This is a genomic window from Paenibacillus sp. EKM10P, from assembly GCF_011800655.1.
Taxonomy (GTDB): Bacteria; Bacillota; Bacilli; order Paenibacillales; family Paenibacillaceae; genus Paenibacillus; species Paenibacillus polymyxa.
The window spans coordinates 512,043-538,946 of sequence record NZ_JAALET010000003.1 but is presented as its reverse complement, the minus strand read 5'-3'; the positions used below and the strand labels follow the sequence as shown (position 1 = coordinate 538,946).

Below are 26,904 nucleotides of genomic sequence, written 5' to 3'. Positions count from 1 at the left end.
TATGTTATTATTATCTATGGAAATTATATAGCACCATTGTTTATGGAATATAAGAACAAATGAGGAAGGAACGGGTTTTGAAATTTATGAGAAAAACATCGTCTATAATGTTTTTGTTTTTATTGCTGATTGTGACAGCATGTGGAACCCATCAAGAGAAGAATACGGATTCATTTTCAAAAGCCTCAATCTCCAAAAATATGTCCTCCGAGCAACCGATAAATTCTGAAGAGAAGAAGGAAGATGCAACTGATGCAGGCCAATCTATGAAAGTGGTCGTATCTAAAGAAAAAGCTATAATACGTTCAGAAGAGGGAAATTCGTTAGTTCATGCAGATTGGACGTCAGGCCAACCTGATGTGGAGTTACCCCTTCAAATGGGGGCAACTAAGGCTGAACTCGTATTAGGGATGGATCATCCTAACGGAGTGAAAACATTGGTGGTATTCCCTTCCGAGTCTACAGGTAGGCCACTCGACTTGTCTTCAACTGGAGAATCGGAAGCCTTTGACGAGTTTGGTGAATTGAAAGCAGGCTATAGGCTTCAAGCGAGCGTTTACGATTTTGATCATGATGGAACCAACGAATTAGTCATTGCAGCGGGTGACTTAGCTACGAATGCTGAGATATGGGTTTTTTCATTTACAAATGTAGAAAACATTAAAAAGATAGATCCCTTTCATCAGGAGTTAGCTGTAACAGGGCAATCCTATATTACTTTAAATGGACATGAATTAGATGTGCCTTATGGCTCTCAAGGTTTATTTGAGACTTATAAGTATATAGATAAAGAATTTCTTACTCCGGTAAAGTAAGCTCGCCGTTACCAATGTCATATCTACAAACCGCTCCCATTCTGTATAATCTCAAGGGAATTCAAGACACAAGCCTGAGATCGGGAGGACAATAAGAAAGTGAGTATAGAGAACAAGTATAAAGCACTTGAGCTGGAGAAGCCGGGCATTTATGAGCTAGAGGGACTGGAAGTCGGGGTCACCTCTAATTGCAACTTCAAGTGTGATTACTGCTGTGCTTATCAGCGGAACGACGGGCAATGCATCAGCAGTAAAGAGGTCAAAAGTATCATTGATGATATTCCAACGTTAAAACGTGTGCGGCTGTCCGGGGGGGAAGTGACCTTGAAGTATGAGGACTGTCTGGATATTGTGGCTCACTGTTCGAGCAAAGGAATCGCTACCCAGCTCAATACCAATGCCAGCTTGCTCAGCCCTGAACGAATTGAGAAGCTGCGTGACGCGGGGCTTTCCAACATTCATATCTCCTTCAACTTTACGGATGCCGATAAATATGCACAGTATTATCATGTTCACCCTCGCATGTATGAGAAAATCGTTCAAAATATTCGGTTGTGTACCGAAGCCAAGTTGGAAACGGTGCTGGAAACTTTGCTATTTGCAGAGACACAGAACAATATGCCAGCAATCAGTGAAAAAGTATACGAACTCGGTGTGCGCATCCACGAAATCCAAAACAGCATTGTGATGGATCATACGAATTGGAACGCGATCTCCACCAAGGAAGCACTTGTCCGTTCCGTTCATGACCTGATTGCACACAAGAAAGACGATACCGTGCTGTATTTCACCTGTATGGACCGTTTTGCTGAGGCGCTGGGCTTCAAGGAAGAGCCAGGTGTATATTTTTCCAACTGTGTTGACGGTAAGAAACAGCTTCATCTTCACGGGAACGGGGATATTCTGATCTGTGAACTTTGTCATCCTGTGGTCATCGGTAATATTTATAACGGAACGTCCTTAAAGGATATTTACAAAAATAAGCCGAAGCAACTTCAGGAGTTTCTCGACAAACTGCCTTGTCCTGCATATGATGCGCTTTTTCCTGTAGGAAGCAAGTAGACATGATTTGAGATTATGAGACTACAGCATCTACCACCCTAGCAGTCGGGGTGGTAGATATCCTTCATGTAACTCCATGAATCCTTTATTATCCGTTTTAATGAAAGGGTTTACATGATAAAATATATAAAAATGCGAGCTTCTTAGGAAAGAAGGAGTAGATATGAGATATAGAAATGTAGGCAATAGCGGTCTTAAAATTAGCGAAATCGGACTGGGGAGCTGGTTAACGTACGGTACAGCCGCCGAGCAGGAAGCAGCTCATACCTGTATTGCCAAAGCCTTTGAACTTGGAATCAATTTCTTTGATACCGCGAACGCGTATAACCGTGGAGAAGGCGAGAAGGCTATGGGAGCCGCTTTGAAGCCTTATCGAAGAGAGAGCTATGTGCTTTCTACCAAGGTTTTCTTTCCTATGGATTCTGGTCCCAATGACAGAGGGTTGTCACGCAAGCACATTATGGAACAATGTGAGGCGAGTTTGAAGCGCCTCGGCACAGATTATATCGACATGTACTTCTGCCATCGTTATGATCCAGGCACTCCGTTGGAAGAGACACTGCGGGCACTAGATGATCTTCAGGCTCAAGGCAAGATCCTGTATGCTGCGGTTAGTGAATGGAGTGCTGCCCAGCTTACGGATGCCTATGGTATTGGAAAAAGGCTGAATCTGCGCCCGCTGATTGCCAATCAGCCGATCTATAATATGTTCGAGCGTTATATCGAGCATGAGGTACTTCCCGTATCCGGTCAGGTAGGCATCGGCCAAATTGTATTTTCACCTCTGGCCCAAGGCGTCCTCACAGGTAAATACAAGCCGGGACAGCCTATACCGACGGGTAGCCGCGGGGCTGATGCCTCTGTCAATAATGTCATCAGCAGTTATATGAACGATACTGTTCTCAACTGCGTTCAGGAGCTGGATCAGCTGGCGAAGGACTTGGGTATCACCTTGTCACAACTCGCGCTTGCCTGGATTCTGAGAGAACCGGGGATCAGCGCTGCACTAATTGGGGCTACTAAACCGGCACAGATCGAGGAAAATGTGAAGGCAGTCGAGGTGACTTTGCAACCGGAGACCTGCGCGCAAATTGAGCAGATTCTGAAGCAAGCAGAGGGTTTTGAGCCTTTGCGCTAAGCATTCACACGAGCCTCTATTGAGGGAAGCCATCAATAACAAAGTCTCGCTCTTCCTGTCCGTAACAGAGAAGGGCGAGACTTTTTAACTGGCATCAAGCATGGCATAGATGCCTGAAACCACACTAAATGCAATTCCGCTCACTAAAACAAGGATTTGCTTCTTGCTGAGATCTAGGGGATCAAAAAAGATGGGCAACAGCCATTTTAGGGTGATAACAGCCCATAGGCCCTCCAGTAACCCTAGTATCAATACCTTTTGCCCCCAGTGAAGCTTCATTTGCGGTGTTAGCGGACCTTCAAGAAACAGGTCACCTGAAGTATGAATATTCCAAGAAACAATAACTACGAATATAAGAAGAGTTAATAGTGTTGACATAATATAGGCGATATCTTTTTTGGCCTTTTTCGTAAGTTTTGGCGATTTTTTAAACTCAGGCAAGCCAATCAGGAAAAAAACGATTCCCATAAAAATAGCCACGCCTATAAAGGAACCCAGTATAATATTCGCTATGATGCCGATGCCATTGATGATTAATAATAAAATAAGCTCCCCCCCTTGGGGTTACGATGATAGTTATTTTATTGTACACGCAGGAACAAAAATGCTCAAATATTTGGAAAAGCCCCCGGCACTTGTGCTGAGGGCATTTTTTGATTTTTTGCCAGTTATAATGCTGATTTAATGACCTTTTTATAATACAGAATGGATAGCACTCCAAAGATGGAATATAAGGCTGTGTACAGTACCATCACGATGATCATAGGCATCCAAACTTCGGTCCCAAACAAGAACCAGCCGGATTGGACGGCGAAATAGCTGTGTGATAGGCCGATCACTAACGGAATGCCGAAGTTAAAGAGTTGTTTTATTTTAATGCCTCGCAGCAGGTCACTTTGGGTGAAGCCTAACTTTCTCAATACAGTATAATTGGCCTTTTCGTCTTCGCTCTCATCCATTTGCTTAAAATAAAGGATGCAGCCTGATGTAATGAGAAAGGTGAGTCCCAAAAAGCCAACGACAAACATGATCACTCCCATATTTCTCTTCTGATTACTGCTCATTTCAAGCTGTGATGTTTGTTGATCATTAAAATTCGCAGCTGCAAAGAGGCGATCGGCTTCTTCAATCTGCGCTGAGTTTAGCATATCAATTCCAATATATAAGGATGACTTCTTTTGGATCTCTGGATTTACATCTTTCTTTAACCGCTCAAAAATGGTTTCGTCTACAATGACAGTGGGTACTCCCCCAGCTGCAAAATAGTAGGGAATCACATAATCCTTTTTTAGACCCACATATTGTTGAGGTATGACTTCTGTTTTCCCCTTCAAATCCAAGGGTCCAAAGTCTTTCAAGGACATGAATTTCTGTAACATATCATTATAGCCCGTTAAAACCGTTTGGCCTGGAGATACATCCGTATCTTCCACAGATTGGTCGCTTACGACAGGCAGTGTCATGGAATCCGTACCCTCATTTAATTGTTCCATAGGAGTCTCCATAATTTGCGCTGTCTTCACACTGACTTGAATCACTTCAATTTTCTTTTCTCGATACTGTATATCATGCTCATGAAGTAACGCTTTGAATTTCTCCGCATCCGGCACATTCGTCATGGCAAAATGGGAAGGTACATTATCCTCAGCTGCTTGATCCGCAGAATAATAGGCGATATAGCTTAAGGATAGTAAACCGATAGCAAGTGCCGATACTGTCGTAATAATGGTTAACAACAAAGCATTGGATTTCATGCGGAACATAATGGATGAGAGGGACAGCACCTCATGAATGTTTAAGTAGCCGCCTTTACTTTTTCTGATGATATTGGAAATAAAGCGGATGGACCCTTTATAAAAGAGAAATGTTCCGATGATGACAGAGCCCAAAATAAACACCATTGCCATAAATAGTTCATTTAGGGATGTAAAGTCTCCACCAAATAATCTGGAGGAAACATAGTAACCTAACGCGATGAGTGAGACGCCAATGATCCCGATAATCATCTCAAAGATCGTTATTTTCTTGATTTTCCCTTCGGTGGTTGAGGTCACTCGGAACAAAGACAAAATACTTTGTCTTTTGATAAAAGAGTAATTCATGACCATAATCAGCAAGTAGATGACAACAAAAACGATGAGTGTTTGAGTCAGTGCTTGGTTCGAGAAATATAGAGTGGCAATAGCCTCGACGCCCGTCGTCTTAAATAAGATCATGATCACTAATTTGGAAAAAGAAAATCCAACCCCAATTCCAACGAAAAGAGAACCGAAGTATAAAATTAAGTTTTCAGCACTTAGAATGCGAAAAATTTTACTTTTTGTCATTCCGATCAGTTGAAATAGGCCAATTTCTTTACTGCGTCTTTTTATAAAAATATTATTAGCATACAAAAGGAAAATGCATACAATAGCGACCAGTAAGACGGATGCTGCCCGTATAGAAGCTGCGCCTTTAACAGAGCCCTTCACTTCGTCCATGGAGGGATCGTATTGTAATGTGACAAAGGCGAAATAGAGCGCAACACTGAAAATGAGAGCAAAAACATAAAGGTAATAATTTTTCAGGTTTTTTTTCAAATTCTTTAGAATAAGCAGATTAATGTTCATATTGGACCCCGCCTAAGACTGCTTGGGTTTTCATGATATCCTGGAAGAAGCTTTGCCTTTCCTGCACGCCTTTATGAAGCTGCGTATACATTTGCCCATCCTTCATAAAAATGACTCGGCTGCAATGGCTGGCTGCAACAGGATCATGCGTGACCATAATAATAGTTGCTTTGCGCTTTTGGTTCAGCTGCCCCAGCTTGTTTAATAGATCAGAAGCCGACTTCGAATCAAGCGCACCCGTAGGTTCATCGGCAAAAATAATCGTAGGCTCATGAATAAACGCTCTAGCCGCAGATGTACGCTGTTTCTGTCCACCCGAAATTTCATTGGGATACTTGTCCTTGAGCTCATAAATCCCCAGTTCTGTAGCCACCTCCTGAAATCTTTGGTTGGCCTCTTTTTTAGGCGTTTTGGTGATAGATAGGGGCAAAAGGATGTTCTCCTTCACGGTGAGCGTATCCAGCAGATTATACTCTTGAAAAATAAAGCCTAAATGCTGTTTGCGGAATTCAGCCAGTTGCTTTTCTTTCATTTTCGTCATTTCGATATCATTGATCTTAATGGAACCGTGGCTTACTTTATCAATGGAGGAAAGGACATTTAGCAGAGTGGTTTTACCTGAACCGGAGGCTCCCATAATACTGACAAATTCACCTTCCTCAATAACGATATCTATTCCCTTCAAAACCTCCTGCATATTTAGCTTATTACCATAGCTTTTGTGAATCTTATGGGCTTCTAAAATATTCACTTCGATGCACTCCTTATTGTTCTTGTAGCCTTATTATAAAAATCGTGCCGATGCTTTTCCCTTGATTGGGCGAACAATACATAAAAGCATGTGACATCTCTGTCACATGCTCATCATACTTACGAAATCATTTCGTTTGGGGAAAAGTAAAGTGAAGGTAGTACCTGTGTTCGGTTTGGAGTGCACATCTATATGTATGAGCAAGGACTGCGCTGCCTTTTTCGTTAAATATAACCCCATGCCTGTTGAAGTATGATCGGAATGTTGGGTCGTGGATGTAAAACCTTTCTCGAAAATACGAGGTATATCCTTCGGATCAATCCCACGCCCAAAGTCTTGAACCTCAAGCTGTATTCGATCCTTATGTTCATAGCTGTGAATGATAATATCACTGGCATCGCTATATTTGATGGCATTGGTTAAGAGCTGTCTGATGATAAAAGCTAGCCATTTGGCATCACTTAGCACTTCTATGTGCTCAAGTCGGATGTCAAAACCGATCCCTTTTTGGATGCACCATGACTGTAATGCTTTGATCTCTTTAAAAACCAGAGATTTTAAATCTACTTGCTCGACGTACAAATCGTTTTCAATAAAAGATATGCGCTTCTGGTGCAACTGTTGGTCCAGCAGTAAATGAATTCGCAGCCATTCATAAGTTAGCTGAGCCTTAAGAGATTTGTCATCCAGTCGCTCAATCATCAAATGCATAGCGGTTAAAGGTGTTTTCACCTCATGAATCCATGATAACAGTTCATCCTTTTCGTGTTCCAGAGTCAATTGATTTTGCGAGATCATCTGTTGTAGTCGTTCGGTCTGATGGACAATTTTGTGTTCAATGATTCGCTCAAATGGACTTTCAGGTTCGCCCATTCCGGTTAATTGGAGAGGCCCCTCCCATTCTTCCAAGGCCCTATAGAACTTGGTTTCCTTGGGATAGCGAACGATTAAAAAAACCAGGAAAACCAACATAGATAAGAAAACGACATACAGGATCGGCATTAACGGGATGGCCGTATCCACATAAGCAATGAGAAGGATCAGCATTTGTTGGCATACAAAAAGTAGAATCCAGCTCCGCCTCTCTGTAAGGTATTTTTTAATCATAGGCAGGTGCCTCTTCTGTAGCCATGTAGCCTTGCCCCACTTTTGTTTCAATGAAACAGCCCAAATCCAGCTCGTCCAATTTTTTACGCAGGCGGTTCAAGTTGACGGTCAGGGTATTGTCGCTGACAAAACGTTCATCATCCCAGAGGCTTTTAATTAATTCCTCTCGTGTGACAATTTTATTTTTTTGTTCAATCAGCAGCTTCAAAATAAAAATCTCGTTCTTGGTTAATTCGATGGAGCCAGCCTCATTGGCTACTACATTTTTTTCATAATCGACCGTCGCTCCACGCCATGTTTTCAGGGAAACAGGTTCGGTATTGTAATTATATACACGGCGAAGTGTCGCTTGTAATTTTGCAATCAGTACATCAAAATGGAAGGGTTTTTGGATAAAATCATCCGCTCCAAGCTGCATTGACATTACTATATCCGTAGGGTGATCCCGCGATGATAAGAAGATAATCGGGACGTTAGAGTGGGATCGAATCATTCGACACCAATGAAAACCATCAAATTTAGGCAATTGAATATCAATCACGACCAGATCGGGCTTTATCGTTGTGAATTCTTGAATGACTTTACTAAAATCCCGGATGCCGTACACATCATAGGCCCATTGAGTTAACCTGTCCTTTATTTCATGGAACAAAGTTTCATCATCTTCAATCAGCAAGATTTTAAACAACGCTTTCACCACTTTTTACTTTTTTATATAAAGTGTATAGCAAAATTTGTTTATGTGCTATATGTGAAAGAGTCAACTTGATATTGCGATAATCTGCTGTTAATAGTTGAGGTTTATAGTTGGTTTATATCTACTATTTCATACCGTTAAAGGATGGATGTATTGATGGGAATTCACACCTATTTTCGATCGCTAAATGAGTTGGAAAGAATTATTCGTTGTCCAGGCAAGTTTAAATTCGAGGAACATAGTGTATCGGCTCATTCCTGGAAAGTAGTGCAATATGCCAAAACCCTGGCTGATATCGAAGAGAGAAACGGCCTCAATATTGATTGGAAAAAGCTATACGAGATTACCAGCAGTCACGATTACGGCGAGATTTTTATTGGAGACATTAAAACGCCTGTTAAGCATTCCTCCAAGGAACTACGGTTATTAATCCAGCAAGTTGAAGAGGGTATGATTGAGTATTTTATAGAAGAGAATATTCCCGAGGATTTTAAAGCAATTTTCCGCAAGCAGCTAAGAGAAGGTAAAGATGATTCTGTTGAAGGCTTAATTTTAGAAGTAGCGGATAAAATGGATCAGGTGTATGAAGCGTTTGCCGAGCTTCAGCGGGGGAATACCGAAAAGGAATTTATCGTGATGTATCGCAATGCGCTTGTAAAAATCAAAAATATTAATTTGAAATGCGTTGAGTATTTTTTGGAAAATATCCTGCCGGATATGGTTAAGGAAGAAACGCCTTCATCCATTGATATTAAAAAGATCACGGAAGAGGCTTTAGCTCTGTAAATGAATTTTCTCGCCGTCTTTCAGAAGCCGCGAAGCGCTTCTGTTCATACATAACAATAGTTTTTTATAATAAAGCAGGTTCTATATGAAAATAAAAAAGCAATCAGGACAGTTGATTGAACCTGCCCTGATTGAATTGGAGAGAACGGAGCTTATTTGGAAAATGGATTCGGGAAATTCGTTTTCGTAGCAGCATATTGTTCCTTGGTATTGCCAATGCCCAGTTCACCATTTCTGTTAAATCCCCAGGACCAGACTGTTCCATCGGCTGTCAAAGCATGCGAATGGTTGCCTGCTGCACTAAAAGCGACTACATCGGTTAGAGGCGTATTCATCTCATCTACAACCTGAGTCGGGACTTTAATCGAAAACACATCAGTCCCATCACCTACTTGTCCTTCATTATTGGTTCCCCACCCCCAAAGGGTTCCGTCATTTTTCAGTGCGAAAGTTTGGGTTTTGCCTGCTTTCAGTCTATTTACATCGGAAATATTAATCAATACGGGGGATCTTCTAAAGGTAGAGGTTCCATCCCCCAGCTTACCCGAAGTATTGCTACCGGAAGCGTATACTTCTCCGCTATTCGTTAACACATAAATGCGGTCAGCTCCAGCGGTAAAGTTTTTGATATCATCAATTCGGTATTGAACAGGGGTAAGCTGGTTTTCTTTATCATCCTGTCCCAGAGCGCCATCAAAGCCACGTCCCCATACCCATAACTGATTGTTTTTGTCTAGAGCCGCGCCAAAGCTATCACCAGCGTCAATGGCTACAATATCTTCTAAGCCTTGTACCTGAACAGGTTTCACGGAAAAGGCGGAAGCCCCTTTTGTGCCAATGCCCAGTTGTCCAAAATTATTTTCTCCGTAGGCCCACACGGTACCGTCATTTTTGAGGGCAAGCGTAAATTGACCTCCCGCTCTCACTTCCTTAACATGATCAATATATTTGTTTTTCACAGGGACTCTTGCCGTATCCCGCTTGTTCCCTGTTCCTAGTTCGCCGTAACTTGCAAAACCCCAAGACCATATCGTTCCGTCTTTTTTGAGCAAGGTTGAGTGCAAATCACCAGCATCAATCATAGCGATGTCAGATACATCTGCTTGCATCGGACTTGTTTTATTATTCCCTCCGCCATTGCCTACACCGAGCTTGCCATTGCCGTTACTTCCCGTTGCGTAAAATGAAGATCCATCTTCCATGGCCAGAAAAGCGTTAGTGGTCCCTGCCGAGAGCAAATGATCGTAATTTACAGTAGAATCAGCGCTTGCCGTAATAGAGCTTCCTACTAGAAGTGTTGATGCAGTGAGGACTGCTAAACCGAGTTTTTTTAACATATAATTGCACACCTTTCAGAATGTAATAGATAAATACAGATTAAAGCAACCAAATTGTTCCTGTTTGCGTCGTAATAATGAACATATTCTTTAAACCAGATTCGGGAGGATCACTTATGAAAAATAGAGCTTCTGCTCTTGTTTTTGCCTTGCTTGCGGCAGCTTTACTGCCTGCATGTTCTACAAAAGAATCGGCTACGCCGGTTAACAAATCTAATGGAGCGGTGGTTCGATCTATTTTTGACTTGGATCATCTGGAAAGTACAACAGTATATACAGGGCGTGCCAAGATCGAAAGTATTGAAAGGATTAAAAAAGAAGTAGAACAACCCTTAGCAGCCCCTACCATGGACTATTTGATCCGATTTGAACGGCCTGTTCAATTTGCTAGAGAACTACCCCAAAGTGATGATCCAGCGGAAAAACCTATTCAATCGGTCTATATATCCGTTCCAGATACACATATTTATAAGCAGATGGATGGTCAGCAAAGGCAATTAATCCGTCCAGCAGAATTACAGGTGGGGCAACCGATTGAAGTCTCCTATGTGTACCCTGCAACACCTGTTTTCCTAGCATTGGAAATTATTGTGCTGGATGATTTGTAGAGGAGGCCGATAAGGCCTCCTCACTCCTATGGAAGCACGTCATAAGCCTTAGGTGATGTTAATAAGTTTTACCATGTTGTAGATATAACGTGTTTGCTCATATTTGACCATGGTGCCTGCCGAGTTTTTGACCTGAATGCCGGATGAGCCTCCACCATCCAGAAGAATGGCTTCGAAGCAATCCTGCTTGATAAAATAGTTGCGAAGTTGTTTCAGCGTCGCATTTTCATGAACAACCAGGTAGACCTGCCAAATGTTATTGACGACTTTGAAGCCCAAGCCTGTCCGTCCGATGGATTCGGTGTATCGCAAGGTTCCGTTCAAGTCGAAATTTTCAATCTCTTTCAGCTCCTTGAGCCAAACATCTTCCTCATTCTTCAGTGATAGACTACCGCCGCTAATAATGGATTTGTACTTAATTGCCGTTCCCATTTGTTTTTTGAGATCCGTCACACTTGAAGTACGGGTAATTCCTATTTTTGTTTTGTTGCTTTCCGTAAAAATAAATGCAGTACCCCGACTATTCTCTTTGGCATTTGCCTTAATATCGTGAGTATTATTAGGTGTCACCGCAATGGATAAACCTTGAGTCGGTGGCGTTGTAGTGCTGATAGGGTAAAAGAAGCCCCCATTAATCCCGTAGTCGGTTTGCTGTGTGATCCGGCTTCGAATATTTTTATTTTGAATATTCGAGGCTGGCGTAATAATCACATGGAAACCATCAGACGTTTTGGTGTAAGAGTAGTTTGCTGGCATGGGAAACCTCCAATTAGATGATTTTGAAACAGAATCTCGCGCGATAATTCGTTTCTCATATATATAGGAAATTTACAGCGGCCTTTTACAACCTTGAAATCAAATTTTTCTAAAAAAATTTGAAACGTCATATACGAGATACCACTTGACTTAAAGTTAACTTTAAGTAGTAACATACGGGGTGTAACGTGGTGATTAGGAAATACGTAACTATTCTGACAATTTGGGAGTGATAAAATTGAAAAAGAAACAACTGGGTAACAGCGACCTTCAAGTATCTGCTCTGGGTCTGGGCTGCATGGGAATGTCCGAGTATTATGGTGAGTTGGATGATCAGGAATCGATCAAAACGCTTCATCGTGCGTTGGAGCTGGGGATCAACTTCTGGGATACAGCAGATGTCTACGGCGTGGGGAAAAATGAAAAACTGATCAGCCAAATCCTGCGGAGCCACCGGGATGAGGTGGTGTTGGCTACCAAATTCTCCATTATGCGCGGAGAGGATGGGGGATTCCTGGGTGTTAGCGGCCGTCCTGAATATGTAAAGCAGGCATGTGATCGCAGCCTGCAAAGATTGGGTGTAGATGTGATTGATTTGTACTACCAGCACCGGGTCGATCCGAATGTGCCTATTGAAGAGACAGTAGGGGCGATGAGTGATCTGGTTCAAGCGGGAAAAGTCCGCTATCTGGGGCTATCTGAAGCGTCTCCTGCACTGATCAGACGTGCTCATAAGGTACACCCGATTACAGCGTTGCAGACAGAATACTCCTTATGGAGCCGGGAAGCGGAAGATGAAGTGATACCCACATGTAAGGAGCTGGGCATCGAATTTGTAGCCTACAGTCCACTGGGCCGCGGATTTTTGAGCGGGCAAATTCAGAAGTTTGATGATTTCGCAGAAGATGATTTCCGTCGCACGGTGCCGCGTTTTCAGCCTGAGAATTTCCAAAAGAATCTGGATCTCGTGCAGCATGTTAAGGATCTTGCGGCTCAAAAAGGAGTCAAGCCTTCTCAGCTTGCCTTGGCCTGGCTACTTGCACAAGAGGGAATTGTACCAATCCCCGGCACCAAACGGGTCACGTATTTAGAGGAAAATGCAGGAGCAGTTGATGTGCGCTTGTCCGCAGAAGAAATGGAGACGATTAACGCCATCATTCCTAAAGGAATGGCAGCCGGCCTTCGTTACCCGGCAGAGCGGATGCCAAATTGGCAAGCCGAATAATAAGGATCACGAGATAACCCCTTAAGCCGTCTTTAACACGAATCGGCGTGAAAGACGGCTTAAGGTTTTATATATAAGCAGGAACGTGCTTCGTATAATGCCGAAGGCATCCTTTTACAAAACAGGAGCTTGCAATGCAGTATTGATATTTTGCAGATCCACCAACAGCTGCTCTTTTACGTTCCAGGGGTGATACCAGCCACGTTCGATCATGTACGTTGAAATTTGCTCATGCATATCGATAGCTTCATCCAGTTGTTTTGTAAGCATAGCTTTAATTTCTGGAGTTCCCGCTTCCGTTACGGCCATAGCGTAATTTCTCACACCGCTTTTGGCGGTGTTTAAAAAATCAGCAGCAATCACTTGGTCGGTTAACGTATTGAGTCCGGTCAAATACTCCAAGAGTATATTCATTGCTTCACCTCCTGTGATGACGAGGCTTGATTTAAAACATTACTAAGCTCTTGCAATTGTCGTGTTGTTAGGTCAACGTCCTTTTGCAAAATAGCTTTGAGAACCGGATCAGAGATCAATGCTTGCATTGTTTTAGACTTGGTAAGACACACTGTTTTGAATGCTGACAATTCATGGACTTCAAGTGTTTCGTGCAGGCCATACACCATATAACATTTGCCTCCAGTCCAATATATAGTTAAGGTTTAAGTACAACTTTGATGCAATTGTCTTGTCTGGTATCGAAAATTTCATATCCGCGCTTGGCATCGCTTAGTGGAATGACGTGTGTGACAACGTCACCAGGGTCAACCTTCCCCGTATCTATCAACTCATACATGTAAGGCATATAGTGAATAACAGGAGCCTGTCCCGTACGCAAATTAACATTTCGCTGAAAAATATCTCCCATCGGAAAACCGTTATATCGACCGCCGTATACCCCGGTAACTTGAATGGTACCCCCTTTGCGGACAGCCTGTGTAGCTATGACTAAGCCTCCCAAAGCTCCACCGTGAAGTTTAAGACCTGAAGCCAAGGATTCCAGCGGAGACATTTTGCCGCTCATGCCGGAGCAGTCAATAACTACGTCTGCGCCTCCTTTGGTCATCTCCTTCAGATAGTTGCCGACGTTTTCTTGCGATTCCACATTCACGATCTCCACATGATTGGTGCGCTTTGCGTGTTGCAGACGATAATCCAGATAGTCTGCCGCAATGACTCGTTTTGCCCCTTTGAACCAGGCGAATTTTTGCGCTAATAGACCTACTGGCCCACAGCCAATAACAATGACAGTATCCCCAGCCTTCACTCCGGCATTATCGACGCTCCAAAATGCAGTAGTCATAGCATCAGCAATCAGGCAAAGCTTCTCGTCAGAATGTTCGCAACTCTCCGGAATTTTGAAATGAGTGAAGTTGGCAAAAGGCACACGTAAATATTCAGCTTGTCCACCTGGATATCCACCGGTTGTTCCGGAATAGCCAAAAAAACCGCCCATCTCTCCATTTTCATTCGAATGATCACATTGGCTTTCCAATTGGTTTTTACAGTAAAAGCATTCACCACACGCGATGTTGAACGGAATGATCACGCGATCTCCCTTTTTCAAGTTAGTCACGCCGCTGCCGACTTCTTCTACAACCCCCATCGGCTCATGCCCAATTACATAATTCTCTTGTAGATTCGGAATCATTCCATGAATGAGATGCAGATCTGAACCGCAAATAGCGGTTGTTGTCAGTCTGACAATCGCATCATCGGCTTTTTGAATACGTGGGTCCGGAACGTCTTTAACGACAACATTTTTGATACCTTGGTAGGTCACTGCCTTCATGCCTGCTTCCCTCCAATATGTTCGTCCGGCGTGCGGTCAAACATACCTTTGCGTGTGTTATCGTCTGGGAACAGTTCCATCTTGCTAATGTCCACCGTCTTATTGGCTGACAGTTGATCCAATTGATATTGCTTTTGCAAATCATAAGGATGAAACCATTTTTTTCGTACCATCAGTTCAGTAATTTCCTGATGAAGCGCGATACCTTGATGCAGTTGATGGCGCAATAGGGTTCTGGCATCGGTAGAGACGGTTTCTGTTAAAGCTACTGCTGTGTTCCGAACCCCTTCCTTGACGCGAACCAGAAAATCCATTGCAATTGTCGTGTCTGCCATTTCGGGCATATTTAATGAGTTTTTTGGGTCCACATAATCCATTTTGGCGGACTGGGTCTGGCTAGGTGTCACATCATTCACCTCAATTTAAAATTGGTGTTGGACGGGAGTCAGGAACAGGTGCTTGAAACGGTGCTTTAGCGTAGATTGCTTGCAAATCAGCAATAGCCTGAATAGATTGCTGAACATCTTTTTCCATTAAATCCTTTAGCTCTTGATCGAATACTAAGCCCTGCATTAATTTGGACTTGGCTAAACATAACGTTTTGAAGTTAAGCACTTCATGGATCTCTAGGGACTCATGCGCCGCTAATGTAGGCTGTTGGCTTATCATAGGATCACCTTTCTTTTATGATTCTCGAAGGTATGTTGTCCAGCATAACTAGGTTTATTCCGAAAGGATCGTTCTATTCGGCTTCAACCTTGCCAAGTGCTTTTTTAGCGGGTCCCTCAATTACTTCGCCTTGATATGAAAAGCGAGAGCCATGACATGGGCAATCCCATGTTCTTTCCGCCTCGTTCCAGTCAACTTCGCAGCCCATATGAGTGCACGTTGTGTCCACTAGGTGCAGTGTCCCCTGTAAATCTCGGTAAGCGCCTGCCCTTTTGCCATTCAGCCGAATGACTGCCCCTTCGTCTTGCTGGAGTTCTTCGGCTTTTTTGTGGCTGATTCCCAGCTTCCCGGCAATCAAGTGTTTAGCTACATTCGCATTTTGTGTCACAAATGTTTTAATGTCGGGGTCCGCATGAAATCTTGAAGGGGAGAAAAGATCCTGATACGGGCTTTCCTTTCTGGTAATCAGATTCGTATTTAATAAAGCCGCTGCGACACTTGTGGTCATCCCCCATTTTCTATAACCCGTAGCCAAGAGGATGTTAGGAACATCGGCTAATTCCTGCCCGATATAAGGGAGCTTGTCTAACGAATACAGGTCCTGGGCCGACCAGCGATAGACGATTTCCTTTAATCCAAATGTTTGCTCTGCGAACTTTTCTAAGGCTTCATAGTATTGAAATGTGCAGATTCCTTGACCCGTTTTATGGCCTTCGCCACCGACGATGACCATCGGTTCACCGTTTATTAGTACAGAGCGAAGCGAACGTTTGGGGGTTTCTGCACTTAGGTACATACCACCCGGATAGGTTTTGTCCGTCTTGACCGCTAGTACATAAGAACGTTCGGCATGCAATCGCGCAAAATAAAGACTGTTGGGATCATTAAACGGAAAATGAGAGGAGGATACGACATGGTTGCAGGTAATTTTATGCCCGTCGCTTGTTTTAATGATGGCAGGGTTTCCTTTATCCACACCCACAACGGTGGTCTGTTCATAGATTTTCCCGCCTTGCCGAATGACTTGATTTGCCAAATACCTTAAGAAAGGAACCGGATTAAACTGAGCCTGGTTTTCCATCATAATAGCCGCTTTAGTTGAGAAGGGTAGAGGTGTTTGTTCGACATAACTTCCCGGGATGCCAAGTTCCTTGTAAGCTTTATATTCATCGGATATTTTTTCCACATGCGTATCTGCACTTGTATAAACATAGGCATCTTCTTCTGTAAATTGACAATCAATATGATTCTCTTCTACCGTTTGTCTGATGAATTCAAGAGCATCACGGTTGGCTTCGTAATAGAGCCGGGTTTTCTCCTTGCCAAAATGTGAAAGAAACTCGCTGTAGATCAAATCATGCTGTGCGGTAATTTTGGCGGTCGTATGGCCTGTCGTTCCATGAAGTATCCGCCCTGCGTCGACGACTGCGACATTTAGTCCTTTTTTGGACAGTAAATAAGCAGTGGTAATACCGGTGATCCCCGCACCTACAATAGCAACATCCACCTGAATATCCTCATTAAGCTTAGGAAAGTTGGGGACGTCGGTTGAAGCTAACCAATACGATTCTGGAAATTGCGGAAAGGCGACAAGATTTTCATCTTGTTTCATTTTCACAAGCACCCCTTTGATTACAATTATTGTATACATTGTTATCATTGTATGATTTTATATACCCAAAAAAGGATACTTTCAGCCAGCCTTCATCTTGTTTTCAGCTTGACCGGGTACAATCAAGGCAATTTTCCTGGGGAGGATGCATAACAATGAAAACAAAGATGAAAAAGACGGTTTGGATTCCGGCAATCATCGCAGTTACGGTAGCGGCTCTACTTGTAATCTACTATTACTACATGTCCTCGGTTTCCGGCGGCAAGCTTGGCATGCGACCTCCGGGAGGCGGCAATGTACCAGGGCACATGGGCGGACGTCCCGACGGAAAAGGTGGTGGGGGAAACGGGGAAATATTTAATACCTTGGGTACGATCTCCGTTTTTCTTGGGGCGGCCTCTTTCTGTTGGTTCTGGTTTAAGAAGAAACTGAGATCACCGTCAATGTTGGTTCAAAAGGCTGGAAAGTTGTTTCACTCCTTGCATAAATTGCTGGGTTGGGCGACCTTGATTCTTATTGCCGTTCATGGTGTCTATTTCCTGATTACCAAATTTCAAGATCACAAAACCTACTCCGGCCTAGCAGCCTTTGCAATTATACTGGCTATCTCCGGGTACGGCTTCTATATTAATAAAGTACGTAACAAGTGGATGCGAACCATCCATCGTACACTTGGACTACTGTGGGTTCCCGTGCTGCTACTGCATGTCGGCGGATCAGCAATTATAGCGTTCATCGCCACTCTTGCCGTGGGGGGACTAGTCTGGACAATCGACAGAATGGCGGAGAAAACGATGAAGCCTGTCGCAGGGGACACTCTATAATTTTATGGAATGGTGTTACCTTCATTCCGGGGGAGAACAAGATGCTGGCGGAGGTGTACGGTTACATTTTTTACGTTGTACTAGAAAAACTGCTGCGTCCTTAATAGGACGTAGCAGTTTGTTTTATTTAATGACTATGAAATTAAATAAGCTAGTTACCTAATTTGAATGCGAATTGTCCTAATATATGCAAAGTAGCAGAACAGGAGTTTATGCTCTTCCGTTAACCAGAATAACATTAGCTTGAGTTCCTGATTGGCGCAGCTTAATTAAGGGCGCGTAGTCATCGGAATAATAGAACTGCTTGGCAGCCTCGTAAGTCGGGAATTCGTGAACTACGACTATTGACGGCTTCCATGTGCCTTCCAGTGTCTCGGGCTGTGGATCTAGCGTAAGGTTGCGGAATCCCGGAACTTTCTGCAGCAGCGCATCTGCTAGCTCTGCGTATTGTTTGAAAACAGCTTCTTCCTCTACTTTTATATCTACGATAACATATGCGCTCATATTCATTCTCCTCTGTATGTCGGACGGTGATCATACGTCCTAGGATTTCGCCGGCGAGCATCTTTAGCTTAATCCGACACGCGGAGATTTGTAAATTAGGCACTTTTTTTATCCTCAGTTTCATTTATTACACCGGTTCGTTATTTCAGGTTTGAAAGTCGGAGAGATGATGTTCGGCCTGAAATCGTTCTCCCCAAGCCTTCATTTGGGTGAGTATTGACTCAAGCGAAGCCCCGAGCGGGGTTAGCGAGTATTCCACTTTTGGCGGAACAAGGTGATGAACTTCGCGGTGAATGAGACCGTCTGCTTCTAACTCTCGCAGTTGGAGGGTCAGCATTTTTTGGGTGGCCGTGGGAAGTGCTCGCCGCAGTTCTTGAAACCGCTTAGTTCCACCCAGCAATTCGTACAGAATGATTCCTTTCCACTTTCCGCCGATAATGCTTAAGGTTACTTCCACCGGACAGCCTTTAGTCGGCGTGCAATTAACTCCATTGTTCAGCCGTTTTCTCAACGATATCATCTCCTTTCACTTTGTTATTATACCAATACTGCACTTGCAGTTTAGTTCAGATACAGCGATACAAGGCAACACTTGATTTCAAGTTAACTTTAATAAGCAGCATCTAGTAGCAAGCCGAGTAATTCCAGCCTTATATCCCCAAAGCCATCCTTAACGCGGATCGGCGCGAAAGGCGGCTTTGGAGATATACGTATGCAACTAAGGACGTGGTTTGAAAATGCCGAAAGGTCGTCCTACGGGCAGGAATGTACGGCCAAAATGTGCATTCAGGACAGCAGCTCCTGTACCGTACAGCGAGAGTAGACCGATGCCCATTTCAGCATAAGCAGCGATGGTATGGAACACCTCTGGGGCGATGCCAAATGCATCGAAGCTAAGGCCGAGGAACAGAAAATCAATCAACACAAAAATAAAAAATAGAACCTTATGCGTCTCCATGGCTCCAATGGTCATGAAGAGCGTAAAGATGAGATAGCCGGCAAAGGCAAAGCCGAGCTGTCTGCCATCCACCGCTGATGCCAGCTCTGAGCCGAATACGCCCATTTTAATCATCCAGCTACTAGCTACGGCTAACCAGAAGAAGGCGTAAGCACCAAATGCCGTCATGCCAAAGGTGTTGTTATGCTTTGCATCCTGAATGCAGGCAAACAGCTGTGCAAAGGCACCAAGAAAAATAGCCCAAGGAATAATAAAGCTCAAGCCATCAGTGAGACCAAGCTTTTGGGATGAAGCTACAAGCGTTACAATGGCCAAGCCAAACAGGCCGATCGCGCTCGGATCGGCCGTTATGATTTTTACGTTAGAATGAGATTCATTTTGCATGAAAAAATAGAAGCCTCCAATAATATTCAAGTACGCGTCAATCTGCCGATGCCAGAATCACACTGACATATTGTAACGGAAACCAACCTACTCGCATAGTAGGTAATTCATAAAATTCCTACCGATCTGTTTAGTGACGGGCAAGGATTTATTAAATGGTGTTAGCGCAGGATTTATGATAGTATTTACACCTATATAGAATGAGGAAGTGACATAGTGATTAATATAACGATTCCAACTCCAGATATCACGATTACCAAACAGGTTAACCCTGAGCTCAGCCATATTTACGGATTTACAGATTTCCACCTGATTCCTAGAGATAAGGCTGGTATCTTTATGTTTTACAACGCACAGGAGGAATTGCTGTTCGTTGGTAAGGCAAGAAAGCTAAGACCAAGAATCAAAAAGCATTTTGAAGATAACGTATCGCCGATCAAGGCCAATCGGAACGAAGTGGCGATTATTGAGGTCTGTATTGTGGAAGATGCGGTAGATCGTGAAATTTATGAAACCTACATCATCAATTCGCAAAAGGCTAAATATAACGTTGAAAAAGTGTTTTTTAAATAAAGAAGCAACTGCTTTATGACAAAAGAGCAATAAGCCGCAGTCGTGCACTGCTCTTATTGCTCTTTTAAATTCGTGCATTTAGATCCTTTCAAGGACGGGGCGATATAGTATGAACAAAACCGACCGCTTGCTGGCTATCTTGCTAGAGTTACAACGTAAGGATATTATACGGGCCGAGGATTTAGCGGCGATTTTCGAAACGAGTGTGAGAACGATCTATCGGGATATTCAGGCTCTCAGCGAATCGGGCGTACCGATTGTAGGAGCACCGGGTATTGGATATTCTTTGATGGAGGGATACTTCCTGCCTCCTGTAAGCTTTACTGTAGAAGAGGCTGTAGCGCTGCTAATCGGAACAGATTTTGTCGAACAAAAATTTGATACAGACTATGGCATGAAGGCGCAAACTTCACGCAGAAAAATCGAAGCTATTTTACCAGAGAGCGTTCGCAGGGAAGTTGCCCAGGTGCGAACGACTATCAGACTGCTGGCGGTGAGTAAAGGGACAAACCATAGAGAGAAAACGTATTTGGAAACGCTGCGCATCGCTGTATTGGCTAAACAGAAGGTTCGGTTTGGTTACTCCAAAAAAATGCCAGAGGCTGACGGGAATCGCCAAAGCGTACGTGTGGTCGCTCCTTATGGTCTGGTACTGCTTCATGGTTCGTGGGTTTTGATTGGACAATGCGAATTGCGGCAACAGCTGCGCCATTTCCGTTTGTCGCGTATGAACGATCTGATCATGCTGGAGGACAGTTATCAGTTGCCTATTGATTTTAATTTGCAGGATTACAAGCAATCCGATGACCGCCACATAAATGTTCACATACAAGTCCGTTCGGATATTGTAGATAAAGTGAAGGAAGCGAACCATTTTTACATGGAGTCCATGGAGGAGCGTGAGGATGGAATCCATGTATTTTTCCGTGTTAGACACCCAGAGGAATTACTATCATGGATACTTGGTTGGGGCGCAGATGTGGTAGTGCTGGAGCCTGAATCGCTTCGCGAGCGTGTCCGTACGGAAGTGGAAAAAATGTTGAAATGCTACTGACATAATGCTGTCAGTAGCATTCTTGTATAGTAAAGCTACTTTGATAGAGAGGGGCATTACTATATGAATACAAGCGAAACATTACAGCGTTTTGAAGAAACGGCACAGCACTATCTTCTTGAATTGGACAGCTTTACCCTGGAGCAATTGCAGTACACACCGCAGGAGGGACAATGGTCGCTTGGACAAATGTATCTTCATTTGGTGAACTCTGCTCTTTATATGCATCTTAGGAACATAGAGCTTTGTCTACAGTCTAATGGGGAAAAAGGGACTAAAACGGAGGCGGGAACAACCGCATTTAACTTGGGAAGCTATCCACCCATACGTATTCAAGTCCCACCATCTCCGCAGTATACTCCCCCCCAACCGACGAGCAAAGAAGAGATTGCAGAAGGATTAAACGTGGTGATCCGTAAAATGAGAGAGATTGAGCCAACCGTTGAGAAATCAACAGGGTCGTCTACTTCTCCTCATCCCGGATTTGGCGCGTTGAATGCGGGAGAGTGGTTTAGACTCATCGAGATGCATTATCGTCATCATCTTTCGCAGATGGAGCGCCTGAAGCACGCAATAGCCGGTTAATCGTCTCCCGGCGTAGCCCGATGAACTGTCCGATTTCCTCTTGCGTCAGTACGTCTGTTAACGTAGCGGGTGCGATGTAGGAGTGGAACCAGCGTTGAAGCTTCCGAAGCTTCTCGGCAGGCGATACCTCCGTGAGCTGGTCAATTCGTTGCTGCATCATGCGCAGCTTATCCTGTAGCTGCAAAGCGATGGCTCGGCATTGAGCCGGGTCTTGCTCCAGCTTCAGGTACCATTCCTTTTGCGACAGAACCTCAATCTCTGAGGTGACCAGCGCCATCGCGGTACCATAATAAGGATTGGGACTGATGAGAGAGTGATGCGGGATAATTTCATCGGGCACAATTACATTAACTAAAATTTGCGAGCCATCTTCATGGACTCGGATAATTTTTAACAAGCCGCTCTTTAAGTGATATAAAGGGCCTGTTTCCCCTTGTCGAAATAAGGTCTCGCCTTTGTGTAATATCATGAACGTGTATAGCCTCCATTTCATGTATTCCAGCTTTTAGATGAATCCGCCATTCACGCGGATGGTCTGTCCGGTAACCCACTGCGATTTAGCGCTGACCAGAAACTCAATCACATCAGCGATATCTTCCGGTTCACCGAGACGACCCATAGCATTCATTTTCTTCATGCCTTCGATCTGTTGCTCTGTTTTTCCTGCCTGAAAAAGCTCTGTGTTGACAGGACCGGGAGCCACGGCATTGATCGTAATTTGCCTGCTTCCGAACTCCTTGGCCAGCTGACGGGTAAATTGCTCCACTGCGCCTTTCGTACCCGCGTATACGCTATAAGCCGGAAACATTTGTCCGATCACGGACGTGGACAGATTCACGATTCTTCCGTAGTTCTCCATGTATTTCATCGCTTGCTGACAGGCAAAGAAAGTACCTTTTACATTCAGTGCGAATTGTTGGTCAAAATCAGCTTCGGTCACCTCAGCCAGAGGTTTGGTAATCATCAGCCCGGCGTTGTTAACCAGAATATCCACTTTGCCGAATTCAGCAATCGTATTTGTAAATAAGGCTTCAATATCGCCCATCTTGCTCAGATCAGCGTGGAGAGCTATGGCCTTTCCGCCTTTTTGAAGAATGCCTGCTACCACTTCTTTAGCTCTGTCCGGACTACTGGCATAATTGACGACTACACTAGCACCTAGATTAGCCAGCTGCTCGGCAATGGCACGTCCAATTCCCCTGGAGGAGCCAGTGATAATCGCTATTTTTCCTTCCAAATGCTTCATATGTGTTTGGCCTTCTTTCTATATATTTTAAGATATCCCTTTTTCTAAAAGCATCCACACTTCTGCAAACTCCTGATCAATCGTCGGATTCTTCCATTCATAAGCATGTGCGGGATGATGAAAACGGGCTGTGGCATAGAAAAGCGTACGCGCCAGTTGGGGCGGCTGATCCGCTGTGATACCCCCGCGCACAATAATATCAGCGAGCTGATCCACAATGTGGGCGATATGTTGGTCGATTAAATCCGCGGCTTGCTCGGTGACCCGGGTATACATCTCGAACATTTCCTCGTCATCGCGGGCATAATACTGCTTAAGTTCGACCAAGGTCTGTATATATCGTTTTAAGTGCGATATTCCTAGCACAGATGAATCCTGGCATATCTCCGTTAACGGATCGATAATCTTTTCATTTAGCCATTTTTCGGTCACGCCTTCAAGAAGCTCGGCTTTACTTTTAAAGTGTCGGTAAATAGTGCCGTGACTTACTCCTAACACTTTGGCAACATCCGTCACGGAGCTTTTGGTTACACCAAAACGTCTAAGGGTGTCTTCTGTCGCGATAAGAATCTGTTCCTTGGTCAGTATATCTGAGGACTTTTCCATAGAGACACGGTTGACTTACCGTGTGAGTCACCTCCTTGAAGTCAGGATAACACAAAGAGTATCAAATGACAAATATACATTTTTGTCATTTGATACTCTTTGTTTAAGAATCTAAAGAAGTGACCAAGAAAACTACAATAGCGATTCGATGACAGGGTCAATAGCACAGGTTGCCGTTGTTACTTCAAATCTGGCTTTTACATAGCCGCCGCGATCAATCAGGAATTTGGAAAAATTCCACTTGATACCGTCGCCAACGTATATTTCTGGATATTTATTCTGCAAGAAATCGTTCATCCATTGACCGTCTTTGGCCTGGGTATCGAAGCCTTGAAACGGTGCCTGTTGGGTCAGATATTGAAATAAAGGATGAAGGGAAGAGCCTCTTACCTCCGTCTTCTCAAATAATGGGAAGGTTACTCCATGCTTAATTTGACAAGTTCCCTGAACCTCCGAATTGCTACCCGGCTCTTTTTCATTGAATTGGTTACAAGGAAAAGCAAGGATTTCAAAACCTTGTTCTCTCCGTCTTTCATAGAGCTTTTGCAGATCAGCGAATTGGCTGGAGAAGCTACACATGCTGGCAGTGTTTACAATAAGGAGAACCTTACCTCTATAGTCTGACAATTCAATCGGTTTCCCGTTAATTGAGGTTGCTTGAAAATCATAAACAGACATGTTATCGTTCCTCCTCGCGTTATTTTTTAATACATCATATATCTAGAATTGTTATTGGTCCAATATATTATTGGGATTAACTTTATAGGTATTTGCAATAATTGCGTCATGTAAAGACCCATAGTACCCCTCTCTCACTCTTTGAAATCAAAGAAGACTTGGCTTAGAGAGAGTAGGAGATTTGCCTCTTACATAGCAAACTGTGGCATTCGCCGTTACCAAGATAGAATATAGATGCATATTCATGTAGTGTGTGCAAAAACCCAACAGAATCGAGGGATATTCGTGCCCATTGGAAAGATGATTCAATACAAGGAAATGCAACAACATCCCATTTTACGCTCGCACTTGCCCGAAACCCGCTGGATTACGAATGCAAGGACTTTACGGATGCTGGATACCTACCGCACTGTCTTTATCAAGCCTAATTATGGCAGTGGAGGAACCGGCATCATACGCGCGAAAAAGGTAGGGAGGAGATATGAGGTTCGTTGCGGCTCCAGTCGCAGAGTCGTTAGATCCCACGCTGTAAGAAGAGCAATTAGAAGCTATCGGAGACCTCATCGTCGTTATTTGGTACAGCAAGGACTTAAGTTAGCCAAGTACAAAGGTTCAATTTTTGATGCCAGAGTGTATATGCAGAAGCCAGAATCGGAATGGGTCATTTCAGGGATAACCGGCCGTGTCGCTGCACCTCGAAAGGTCGTTACCAACTATCGGAAGGGAGGACATGCGGCGCCGTTGTCCAAAGTGCTTTTAAGGGTTTTTAAAAATGACAGAGCGAAAATGAAAGAGATTTTGGACCAGGTCATTGAGCTTTCTAGAATCATTGCCGACACGATTGACCAAAATCATCCGGTTCGCGAGCTGGGCATCGATCTTGCTATTGAAAAGAGCGGTCAAATCTGGATTATTGAGGCCAATCCGCATCCAGGACATATGTTATTCAGGCAGCTCCCTAATCATAAGATGATTCGCAACATTTTGAGAAACAAACGTCGTATTCATCATCATTAGGATAAAGTGTTTTAAATCATTTATGAATAAGATAAGGAGGAGAACGCCCAAGCAGAGGTGCGGGAGCGTTCTCCTCCTTTTGTTGTATGACTGATCGATCTTAGCCAAAGCTTTTATGTTAAAATGTGCCCGCCATCCACATGGAGGACTGTCCCGGTCACAAACTGATTTTCAATCAAATAAAGTACGCCTCGTGCCACATCCTCCGCAAGTCCAACTCGTTTCACAGGAAGCCTATTCGCCACCGTACCATAGAATTGATTACGCGTGTTTTCAGACATTTTACTGCGGGAAGGTGTATCAATAATGCCAGGGGAGACGACATTCACGCGAATAGGAGCAAGCTCTAACGCCAAAGTCTGACCAAGATTCGAAACTGCTGCATTCACAGCCCCAAGTGCTGAGGACCCGACCATCGGTTTGTATGCCACCACTCCTGAAAATAAGGTAATGGAACCCTGGGTTGAGAGTTGGGAAGACCCATATTTAGCTGCATAATACTGGCCCCAGAACTTATTTTCGAATAGTTTGCGGGCATCTGTCGTTTCCGATTGAAGGAATGATCCACCTGATGTTTCTGCCGCGCTCACTACAAGATGGTCATAGGAGCCCACTTTTTCGAAGAAAGACTTTACCTGCTGCTCATCTGTCGTGTCCAGCACATATATTGTTGCACGAGGGCCCAGCATCTCTTTGGCCTTGTGCAATTTATCTTCAGAGCGGCTGGCAATAATCACTTCTCCTCCTAACGAAATGATTTGCTTAGCTGTTTCTAAACCAATACCTGAACTTCCACCTATAATCACAATCTTTTGGTTTTGCAAATGAATCCCTCCTATAGTTTAGCTGGATTTGTTACTCATGGAATACGTCTTTCAAATGAACTGCGAGATCAGTAATAAACTGATATATATTCGGGTTTTTAATGACGTCGTAGCATGCAAAGCTTTTTAAGGGCTCCATACCGAGAAATGCATGTGCAGAATGCAAATGACGGAGTGCTGCCTCTAGGCCATTGCCCTTAAAAAATTGAGTTGGATCATTAAAGGCTTTTTCTGGAGCATTCCAGGTCGTCGATAACATATATTTCTTATTGGTTAATAAACCTCCGCCCCCATATGTGCGAGAACCCGTGAAGAATACACCGTAGGCATAGACCTCATCCATATAGGTTTTTAATAATCCAGGAACACTGAACCAATAGATAGGTGTTTGGTAAATGACTACATCCGCCCAGATAAATTTTTCCTGTTCCTCGCTGATGGTATAACCATTCTGAACAGACGTTGTCTTAATTTTGTTCTCTTCGCTTAAGAGACGCACCATATGGTCCATCAATGTTTGGTTCAGATTTCCTTCAGAAGAGTCATACTTTTGGTGACCATTAATGATTAATATATTTTTCAACTCTTCACCTCCTCGTAGTAGAGAAAACATTATTGGCTACGACGATATTGTATATGTAGTAAGTTCATTTATGGAAGTAGTGATATTTAATTCATATAGTTTCCTAA

The 26,904-nt window shown here is 43.6% G+C and carries 33 protein-coding genes; 11 read left to right on the top strand and 22 right to left on the bottom strand.

What is annotated here, in order from left to right:
* The first annotated feature begins 86 nt into the window (after positions 1-86).
* The 3 genes from HFE01_RS11855 (at position 87) to HFE01_RS11845 (ending at position 3,015) form a co-directional block, all read left to right on the top strand.
* Positions 87-815: a hypothetical protein gene (locus HFE01_RS11855; RefSeq protein WP_146169082.1), complete on the top strand. Its 729-nt coding sequence runs from the start codon at positions 87-89 to the stop codon at positions 813-815.
* Positions 816-914: 99 nt separating this feature from the next.
* Positions 915-1,877, top strand: a complete 963-nt coding sequence (locus tag HFE01_RS11850; protein WP_019689021.1) for a radical SAM protein — start codon at positions 915-917, stop codon at positions 1,875-1,877.
* 163 nt (positions 1,878-2,040) lie between these two features.
* Positions 2,041-3,015, top strand: coding sequence for an aldo/keto reductase family protein (locus HFE01_RS11845; protein ID WP_107733675.1), 975 nt, complete (start codon positions 2,041-2,043; stop codon positions 3,013-3,015).
* Positions 3,016-3,099: 84 nt separating this feature from the next.
* Here the strand turns inward: HFE01_RS11845 and HFE01_RS11840 are convergent, their stop codons facing one another.
* The 5 genes from HFE01_RS11840 to HFE01_RS11820 form a co-directional block, all read right to left on the bottom strand.
* Complete coding sequence (locus HFE01_RS11840) at positions 3,100-3,495, bottom strand: hypothetical protein (protein ID WP_025366202.1); 396 nt, start codon at positions 3,493-3,495, stop codon at positions 3,100-3,102.
* A gap of 188 nt (positions 3,496-3,683) precedes the next feature.
* A complete protein-coding gene (locus HFE01_RS11835) occupies positions 3,684-5,624 on the bottom strand; it encodes an ABC transporter permease (protein ID WP_167437931.1) in 1,941 nt (646 codons plus the stop codon).
* Positions 5,614-6,375, bottom strand: coding sequence for an ABC transporter ATP-binding protein (locus HFE01_RS11830; protein ID WP_107733677.1), 762 nt, complete (start codon positions 6,373-6,375; stop codon positions 5,614-5,616). Before HFE01_RS11830 ends, HFE01_RS11835 begins: the two co-directional genes overlap by 11 nt.
* A 102-nt stretch (positions 6,376-6,477) precedes the next feature.
* Entirely contained in the window at positions 6,478-7,482 is a 1,005-nt protein-coding gene (locus HFE01_RS11825; protein ID WP_107733678.1) for a sensor histidine kinase, read from the bottom strand.
* Entirely contained in the window at positions 7,475-8,170 is a 696-nt protein-coding gene (locus HFE01_RS11820) for a response regulator transcription factor (RefSeq protein ID WP_016822550.1), read from the bottom strand. Before HFE01_RS11820 ends, HFE01_RS11825 begins: the two co-directional genes overlap by 8 nt.
* 165 nt (positions 8,171-8,335) lie before the next feature.
* On the opposite strand from HFE01_RS11820, the gene HFE01_RS11815 reads away from it, so the two are divergent.
* Positions 8,336-8,965: a YfbR-like 5'-deoxynucleotidase gene (locus HFE01_RS11815; protein ID WP_019689016.1), complete on the top strand. Its 630-nt coding sequence runs from the start codon at positions 8,336-8,338 to the stop codon at positions 8,963-8,965.
* Positions 8,966-9,117: 152 nt separating this feature from the next.
* On the opposite strand, the gene HFE01_RS11810 is transcribed toward HFE01_RS11815, so the two are convergent.
* Entirely contained in the window at positions 9,118-10,302 is a 1,185-nt protein-coding gene (locus HFE01_RS11810; RefSeq protein WP_107733679.1) for an RCC1 domain-containing protein, read from the bottom strand.
* A gap of 116 nt (positions 10,303-10,418) precedes the next feature.
* Between HFE01_RS11810 and HFE01_RS11805 the strand changes: the two genes are divergently transcribed.
* A complete protein-coding gene (locus HFE01_RS11805) occupies positions 10,419-10,910 on the top strand; it encodes a hypothetical protein (protein ID WP_107733680.1) in 492 nt (163 codons plus the stop codon).
* 48 nt (positions 10,911-10,958) lie between these two features.
* Here the strand turns inward: HFE01_RS11805 and HFE01_RS11800 are convergent, their stop codons facing one another.
* Positions 10,959-11,666, bottom strand: a complete 708-nt coding sequence (locus tag HFE01_RS11800) for a phosphodiester glycosidase family protein (protein ID WP_174821028.1) — start codon at positions 11,664-11,666, stop codon at positions 10,959-10,961.
* A gap of 238 nt (positions 11,667-11,904) precedes the next feature.
* On the opposite strand from HFE01_RS11800, the gene HFE01_RS11795 reads away from it, so the two are divergent.
* Positions 11,905-12,891 (top strand): aldo/keto reductase, encoded by a 987-nt coding sequence (locus HFE01_RS11795; RefSeq protein WP_107733681.1) that lies wholly within the window; start codon positions 11,905-11,907, stop codon positions 12,889-12,891.
* A gap of 114 nt (positions 12,892-13,005) precedes the next feature.
* On the opposite strand, the gene HFE01_RS11790 is transcribed toward HFE01_RS11795, so the two are convergent.
* The 6 genes from HFE01_RS11790 to HFE01_RS11765 all read right to left on the bottom strand — a co-directional run bounded on the left by HFE01_RS11790 (position 13,006) and on the right by HFE01_RS11765 (position 16,961).
* Positions 13,006-13,305 carry a spore coat protein gene (locus tag HFE01_RS11790; protein ID WP_107733682.1) on the bottom strand — a complete coding sequence of 100 codons (300 nt, stop codon included), beginning with the start codon at positions 13,303-13,305 and terminating at the stop codon, positions 13,006-13,008.
* Positions 13,302-13,514 carry a hypothetical protein gene (locus HFE01_RS11785; RefSeq protein ID WP_107733683.1) on the bottom strand — a complete coding sequence of 71 codons (213 nt, stop codon included), beginning with the start codon at positions 13,512-13,514 and terminating at the stop codon, positions 13,302-13,304. Before HFE01_RS11785 ends, HFE01_RS11790 begins: the two co-directional genes overlap by 4 nt.
* Before the next feature lie 29 nt (positions 13,515-13,543).
* Positions 13,544-14,680, bottom strand: a complete 1,137-nt coding sequence (locus HFE01_RS11780) for a zinc-dependent alcohol dehydrogenase (protein ID WP_107733684.1) — start codon at positions 14,678-14,680, stop codon at positions 13,544-13,546.
* Entirely contained in the window at positions 14,677-15,057 is a 381-nt protein-coding gene (locus tag HFE01_RS11775) for a spore coat protein (RefSeq protein ID WP_167437947.1), read from the bottom strand. Before HFE01_RS11775 ends, HFE01_RS11780 begins: the two co-directional genes overlap by 4 nt.
* Positions 15,058-15,097: 40 nt before the next feature.
* Entirely contained in the window at positions 15,098-15,349 is a 252-nt protein-coding gene (locus HFE01_RS11770) for a hypothetical protein (protein ID WP_016822564.1), read from the bottom strand.
* A 73-nt stretch (positions 15,350-15,422) separates the two neighbouring features.
* Positions 15,423-16,961 carry an FAD-dependent oxidoreductase gene (locus HFE01_RS11765; RefSeq protein ID WP_107733686.1) on the bottom strand — a complete coding sequence of 513 codons (1,539 nt, stop codon included), beginning with the start codon at positions 16,959-16,961 and terminating at the stop codon, positions 15,423-15,425.
* Between the two features lie 155 nt (positions 16,962-17,116).
* On the opposite strand from HFE01_RS11765, the gene HFE01_RS11760 reads away from it, so the two are divergent.
* Complete coding sequence (locus HFE01_RS11760; protein ID WP_107733687.1) at positions 17,117-17,785, top strand: hypothetical protein; 669 nt, start codon at positions 17,117-17,119, stop codon at positions 17,783-17,785.
* 210 nt (positions 17,786-17,995) lie between these two features.
* Here HFE01_RS11760 and HFE01_RS11755 read toward each other — a convergent pair whose 3' ends face one another.
* The 3 genes from HFE01_RS11755 to HFE01_RS11745 all read right to left on the bottom strand — a co-directional run bounded on the left by HFE01_RS11755 (position 17,996) and on the right by HFE01_RS11745 (position 19,631).
* Complete coding sequence (locus HFE01_RS11755) at positions 17,996-18,289, bottom strand: DUF1330 domain-containing protein (protein ID WP_016822569.1); 294 nt, start codon at positions 18,287-18,289, stop codon at positions 17,996-17,998.
* 145 nt (positions 18,290-18,434) lie between these two features.
* Entirely contained in the window at positions 18,435-18,809 is a 375-nt protein-coding gene (locus HFE01_RS11750) for a winged helix-turn-helix transcriptional regulator (RefSeq protein WP_085980133.1), read from the bottom strand.
* A 198-nt stretch (positions 18,810-19,007) separates the two neighbouring features.
* A complete protein-coding gene (locus tag HFE01_RS11745) occupies positions 19,008-19,631 on the bottom strand; it encodes an acetate uptake transporter (protein WP_016822572.1) in 624 nt (207 codons plus the stop codon).
* A 216-nt stretch (positions 19,632-19,847) separates the two neighbouring features.
* On the opposite strand from HFE01_RS11745, the gene HFE01_RS11740 reads away from it, so the two are divergent.
* From HFE01_RS11740 to HFE01_RS11730, 3 genes are all read left to right on the top strand, one after another.
* Entirely contained in the window at positions 19,848-20,204 is a 357-nt protein-coding gene (locus HFE01_RS11740; RefSeq protein ID WP_016822573.1) for a nucleotide excision repair endonuclease, read from the top strand.
* A 109-nt stretch (positions 20,205-20,313) separates the two neighbouring features.
* The gene (locus HFE01_RS11735) at positions 20,314-21,258 is read left to right on the top strand and encodes a helix-turn-helix transcriptional regulator (protein WP_167437930.1); all 945 of its coding nucleotides are present in this window, start codon (positions 20,314-20,316) and stop codon (positions 21,256-21,258) included.
* 63 nt (positions 21,259-21,321) lie between these two features.
* Positions 21,322-21,843 (top strand): DinB family protein, encoded by a 522-nt coding sequence (locus tag HFE01_RS11730; RefSeq protein ID WP_064797576.1) that lies wholly within the window; start codon positions 21,322-21,324, stop codon positions 21,841-21,843.
* Here the strand turns inward: HFE01_RS11730 and HFE01_RS11725 are convergent.
* From HFE01_RS11725 to HFE01_RS11710, 4 genes are all read right to left on the bottom strand, one after another.
* Positions 21,776-22,312 (bottom strand): Crp/Fnr family transcriptional regulator, encoded by a 537-nt coding sequence (locus HFE01_RS11725; RefSeq protein WP_107733689.1) that lies wholly within the window; start codon positions 22,310-22,312, stop codon positions 21,776-21,778. The two genes, HFE01_RS11730 and HFE01_RS11725, sit on opposite strands and share 68 nt — an antisense overlap.
* A gap of 36 nt (positions 22,313-22,348) precedes the next feature.
* The gene (locus HFE01_RS11720) at positions 22,349-23,089 is read right to left on the bottom strand and encodes an SDR family oxidoreductase (RefSeq protein WP_016822577.1); all 741 of its coding nucleotides are present in this window, start codon (positions 23,087-23,089) and stop codon (positions 22,349-22,351) included.
* 27 nt (positions 23,090-23,116) lie between these two features.
* The gene (locus HFE01_RS11715; RefSeq protein WP_016822578.1) at positions 23,117-23,695 is read right to left on the bottom strand and encodes a TetR/AcrR family transcriptional regulator; all 579 of its coding nucleotides are present in this window, start codon (positions 23,693-23,695) and stop codon (positions 23,117-23,119) included.
* Between the two features lie 132 nt (positions 23,696-23,827).
* Positions 23,828-24,373: a glutathione peroxidase gene (locus tag HFE01_RS11710; protein ID WP_107733690.1), complete on the bottom strand. Its 546-nt coding sequence runs from the start codon at positions 24,371-24,373 to the stop codon at positions 23,828-23,830.
* A gap of 234 nt (positions 24,374-24,607) precedes the next feature.
* On the opposite strand from HFE01_RS11710, the gene HFE01_RS11705 reads away from it, so the two are divergent.
* The gene (locus HFE01_RS11705; protein ID WP_016822580.1) at positions 24,608-25,390 is read left to right on the top strand and encodes a YheC/YheD family protein; all 783 of its coding nucleotides are present in this window, start codon (positions 24,608-24,610) and stop codon (positions 25,388-25,390) included.
* Between the two features lie 113 nt (positions 25,391-25,503).
* Here HFE01_RS11705 and HFE01_RS11700 read toward each other — a convergent pair whose 3' ends face one another.
* Entirely contained in the window at positions 25,504-26,214 is a 711-nt protein-coding gene (locus tag HFE01_RS11700; protein ID WP_064962806.1) for an SDR family oxidoreductase, read from the bottom strand.
* 31 nt (positions 26,215-26,245) lie between these two features.
* Entirely contained in the window at positions 26,246-26,797 is a 552-nt protein-coding gene (locus HFE01_RS11695; protein ID WP_107733691.1) for an NAD(P)H-dependent oxidoreductase, read from the bottom strand.
* Between the last annotated feature and the right edge of the window lie 107 nt (positions 26,798-26,904).

What these genes read in the sequence shown, in the direction of transcription:
- HFE01_RS11815 (WP_019689016.1), top strand. Translation starts at nt 8,336, where the DNA reads ATGGGAATTCACACCTATTTTCGATCGCTAAATGAGTTGGAAAGAATT.
- HFE01_RS11710 (WP_107733690.1), bottom strand. Translation starts at nt 24,373, where the DNA reads ATGTCTGTTTATGATTTTCAAGCAACCTCAATTAACGGGAAACCGATT.
- HFE01_RS11780 (WP_107733684.1), bottom strand. Translation starts at nt 14,680, where the DNA reads ATGAAGGCAGTGACCTACCAAGGTATCAAAAATGTTGTCGTTAAAGAC.
- HFE01_RS11720 (WP_016822577.1), bottom strand. Translation starts at nt 23,089, where the DNA reads ATGAAGCATTTGGAAGGAAAAATAGCGATTATCACTGGCTCCTCCAGG.
- HFE01_RS11785 (WP_107733683.1), bottom strand. Translation starts at nt 13,514, where the DNA reads ATGGTGTATGGCCTGCACGAAACACTTGAAGTCCATGAATTGTCAGCA.
- HFE01_RS11730 (WP_064797576.1), top strand. Translation starts at nt 21,322, where the DNA reads ATGAATACAAGCGAAACATTACAGCGTTTTGAAGAAACGGCACAGCAC.
- HFE01_RS11725 (WP_107733689.1), bottom strand. Translation starts at nt 22,312, where the DNA reads ATGATATTACACAAAGGCGAGACCTTATTTCGACAAGGGGAAACAGGC.
- HFE01_RS11750 (WP_085980133.1), bottom strand. Translation starts at nt 18,809, where the DNA reads ATGATATCGTTGAGAAAACGGCTGAACAATGGAGTTAATTGCACGCCG.
- HFE01_RS11770 (WP_016822564.1), bottom strand. Translation starts at nt 15,349, where the DNA reads ATGATAAGCCAACAGCCTACATTAGCGGCGCATGAGTCCCTAGAGATC.
- HFE01_RS11825 (WP_107733678.1), bottom strand. Translation starts at nt 7,482, where the DNA reads ATGATTAAAAAATACCTTACAGAGAGGCGGAGCTGGATTCTACTTTTT.
- HFE01_RS11855 (WP_146169082.1), top strand. Translation starts at nt 87, where the DNA reads ATGAGAAAAACATCGTCTATAATGTTTTTGTTTTTATTGCTGATTGTG.
- HFE01_RS11715 (WP_016822578.1), bottom strand. Translation starts at nt 23,695, where the DNA reads ATGGAAAAGTCCTCAGATATACTGACCAAGGAACAGATTCTTATCGCG.
- HFE01_RS11765 (WP_107733686.1), bottom strand. Translation starts at nt 16,961, where the DNA reads ATGAAACAAGATGAAAATCTTGTCGCCTTTCCGCAATTTCCAGAATCG.
- HFE01_RS11790 (WP_107733682.1), bottom strand. Translation starts at nt 13,305, where the DNA reads ATGAATATACTCTTGGAGTATTTGACCGGACTCAATACGTTAACCGAC.
- HFE01_RS11835 (WP_167437931.1), bottom strand. Translation starts at nt 5,624, where the DNA reads ATGAACATTAATCTGCTTATTCTAAAGAATTTGAAAAAAAACCTGAAA.
- HFE01_RS11800 (WP_174821028.1), bottom strand. Translation starts at nt 11,666, where the DNA reads ATGCCAGCAAACTACTCTTACACCAAAACGTCTGATGGTTTCCATGTG.
- HFE01_RS11805 (WP_107733680.1), top strand. Translation starts at nt 10,419, where the DNA reads ATGAAAAATAGAGCTTCTGCTCTTGTTTTTGCCTTGCTTGCGGCAGCT.
- HFE01_RS11735 (WP_167437930.1), top strand. Translation starts at nt 20,314, where the DNA reads ATGAACAAAACCGACCGCTTGCTGGCTATCTTGCTAGAGTTACAACGT.
- HFE01_RS11760 (WP_107733687.1), top strand. Translation starts at nt 17,117, where the DNA reads ATGAAAACAAAGATGAAAAAGACGGTTTGGATTCCGGCAATCATCGCA.
- HFE01_RS11745 (WP_016822572.1), bottom strand. Translation starts at nt 19,631, where the DNA reads ATGCAAAATGAATCTCATTCTAACGTAAAAATCATAACGGCCGATCCG.
- HFE01_RS11845 (WP_107733675.1), top strand. Translation starts at nt 2,041, where the DNA reads ATGAGATATAGAAATGTAGGCAATAGCGGTCTTAAAATTAGCGAAATC.
- HFE01_RS11810 (WP_107733679.1), bottom strand. Translation starts at nt 10,302, where the DNA reads ATGTTAAAAAAACTCGGTTTAGCAGTCCTCACTGCATCAACACTTCTA.
- HFE01_RS11775 (WP_167437947.1), bottom strand. Translation starts at nt 15,057, where the DNA reads ATGGATTATGTGGACCCAAAAAACTCATTAAATATGCCCGAAATGGCA.
- HFE01_RS11705 (WP_016822580.1), top strand. Translation starts at nt 24,608, where the DNA reads ATGCATATTCATGTAGTGTGTGCAAAAACCCAACAGAATCGAGGGATA.
- HFE01_RS11755 (WP_016822569.1), bottom strand. Translation starts at nt 18,289, where the DNA reads ATGAGCGCATATGTTATCGTAGATATAAAAGTAGAGGAAGAAGCTGTT.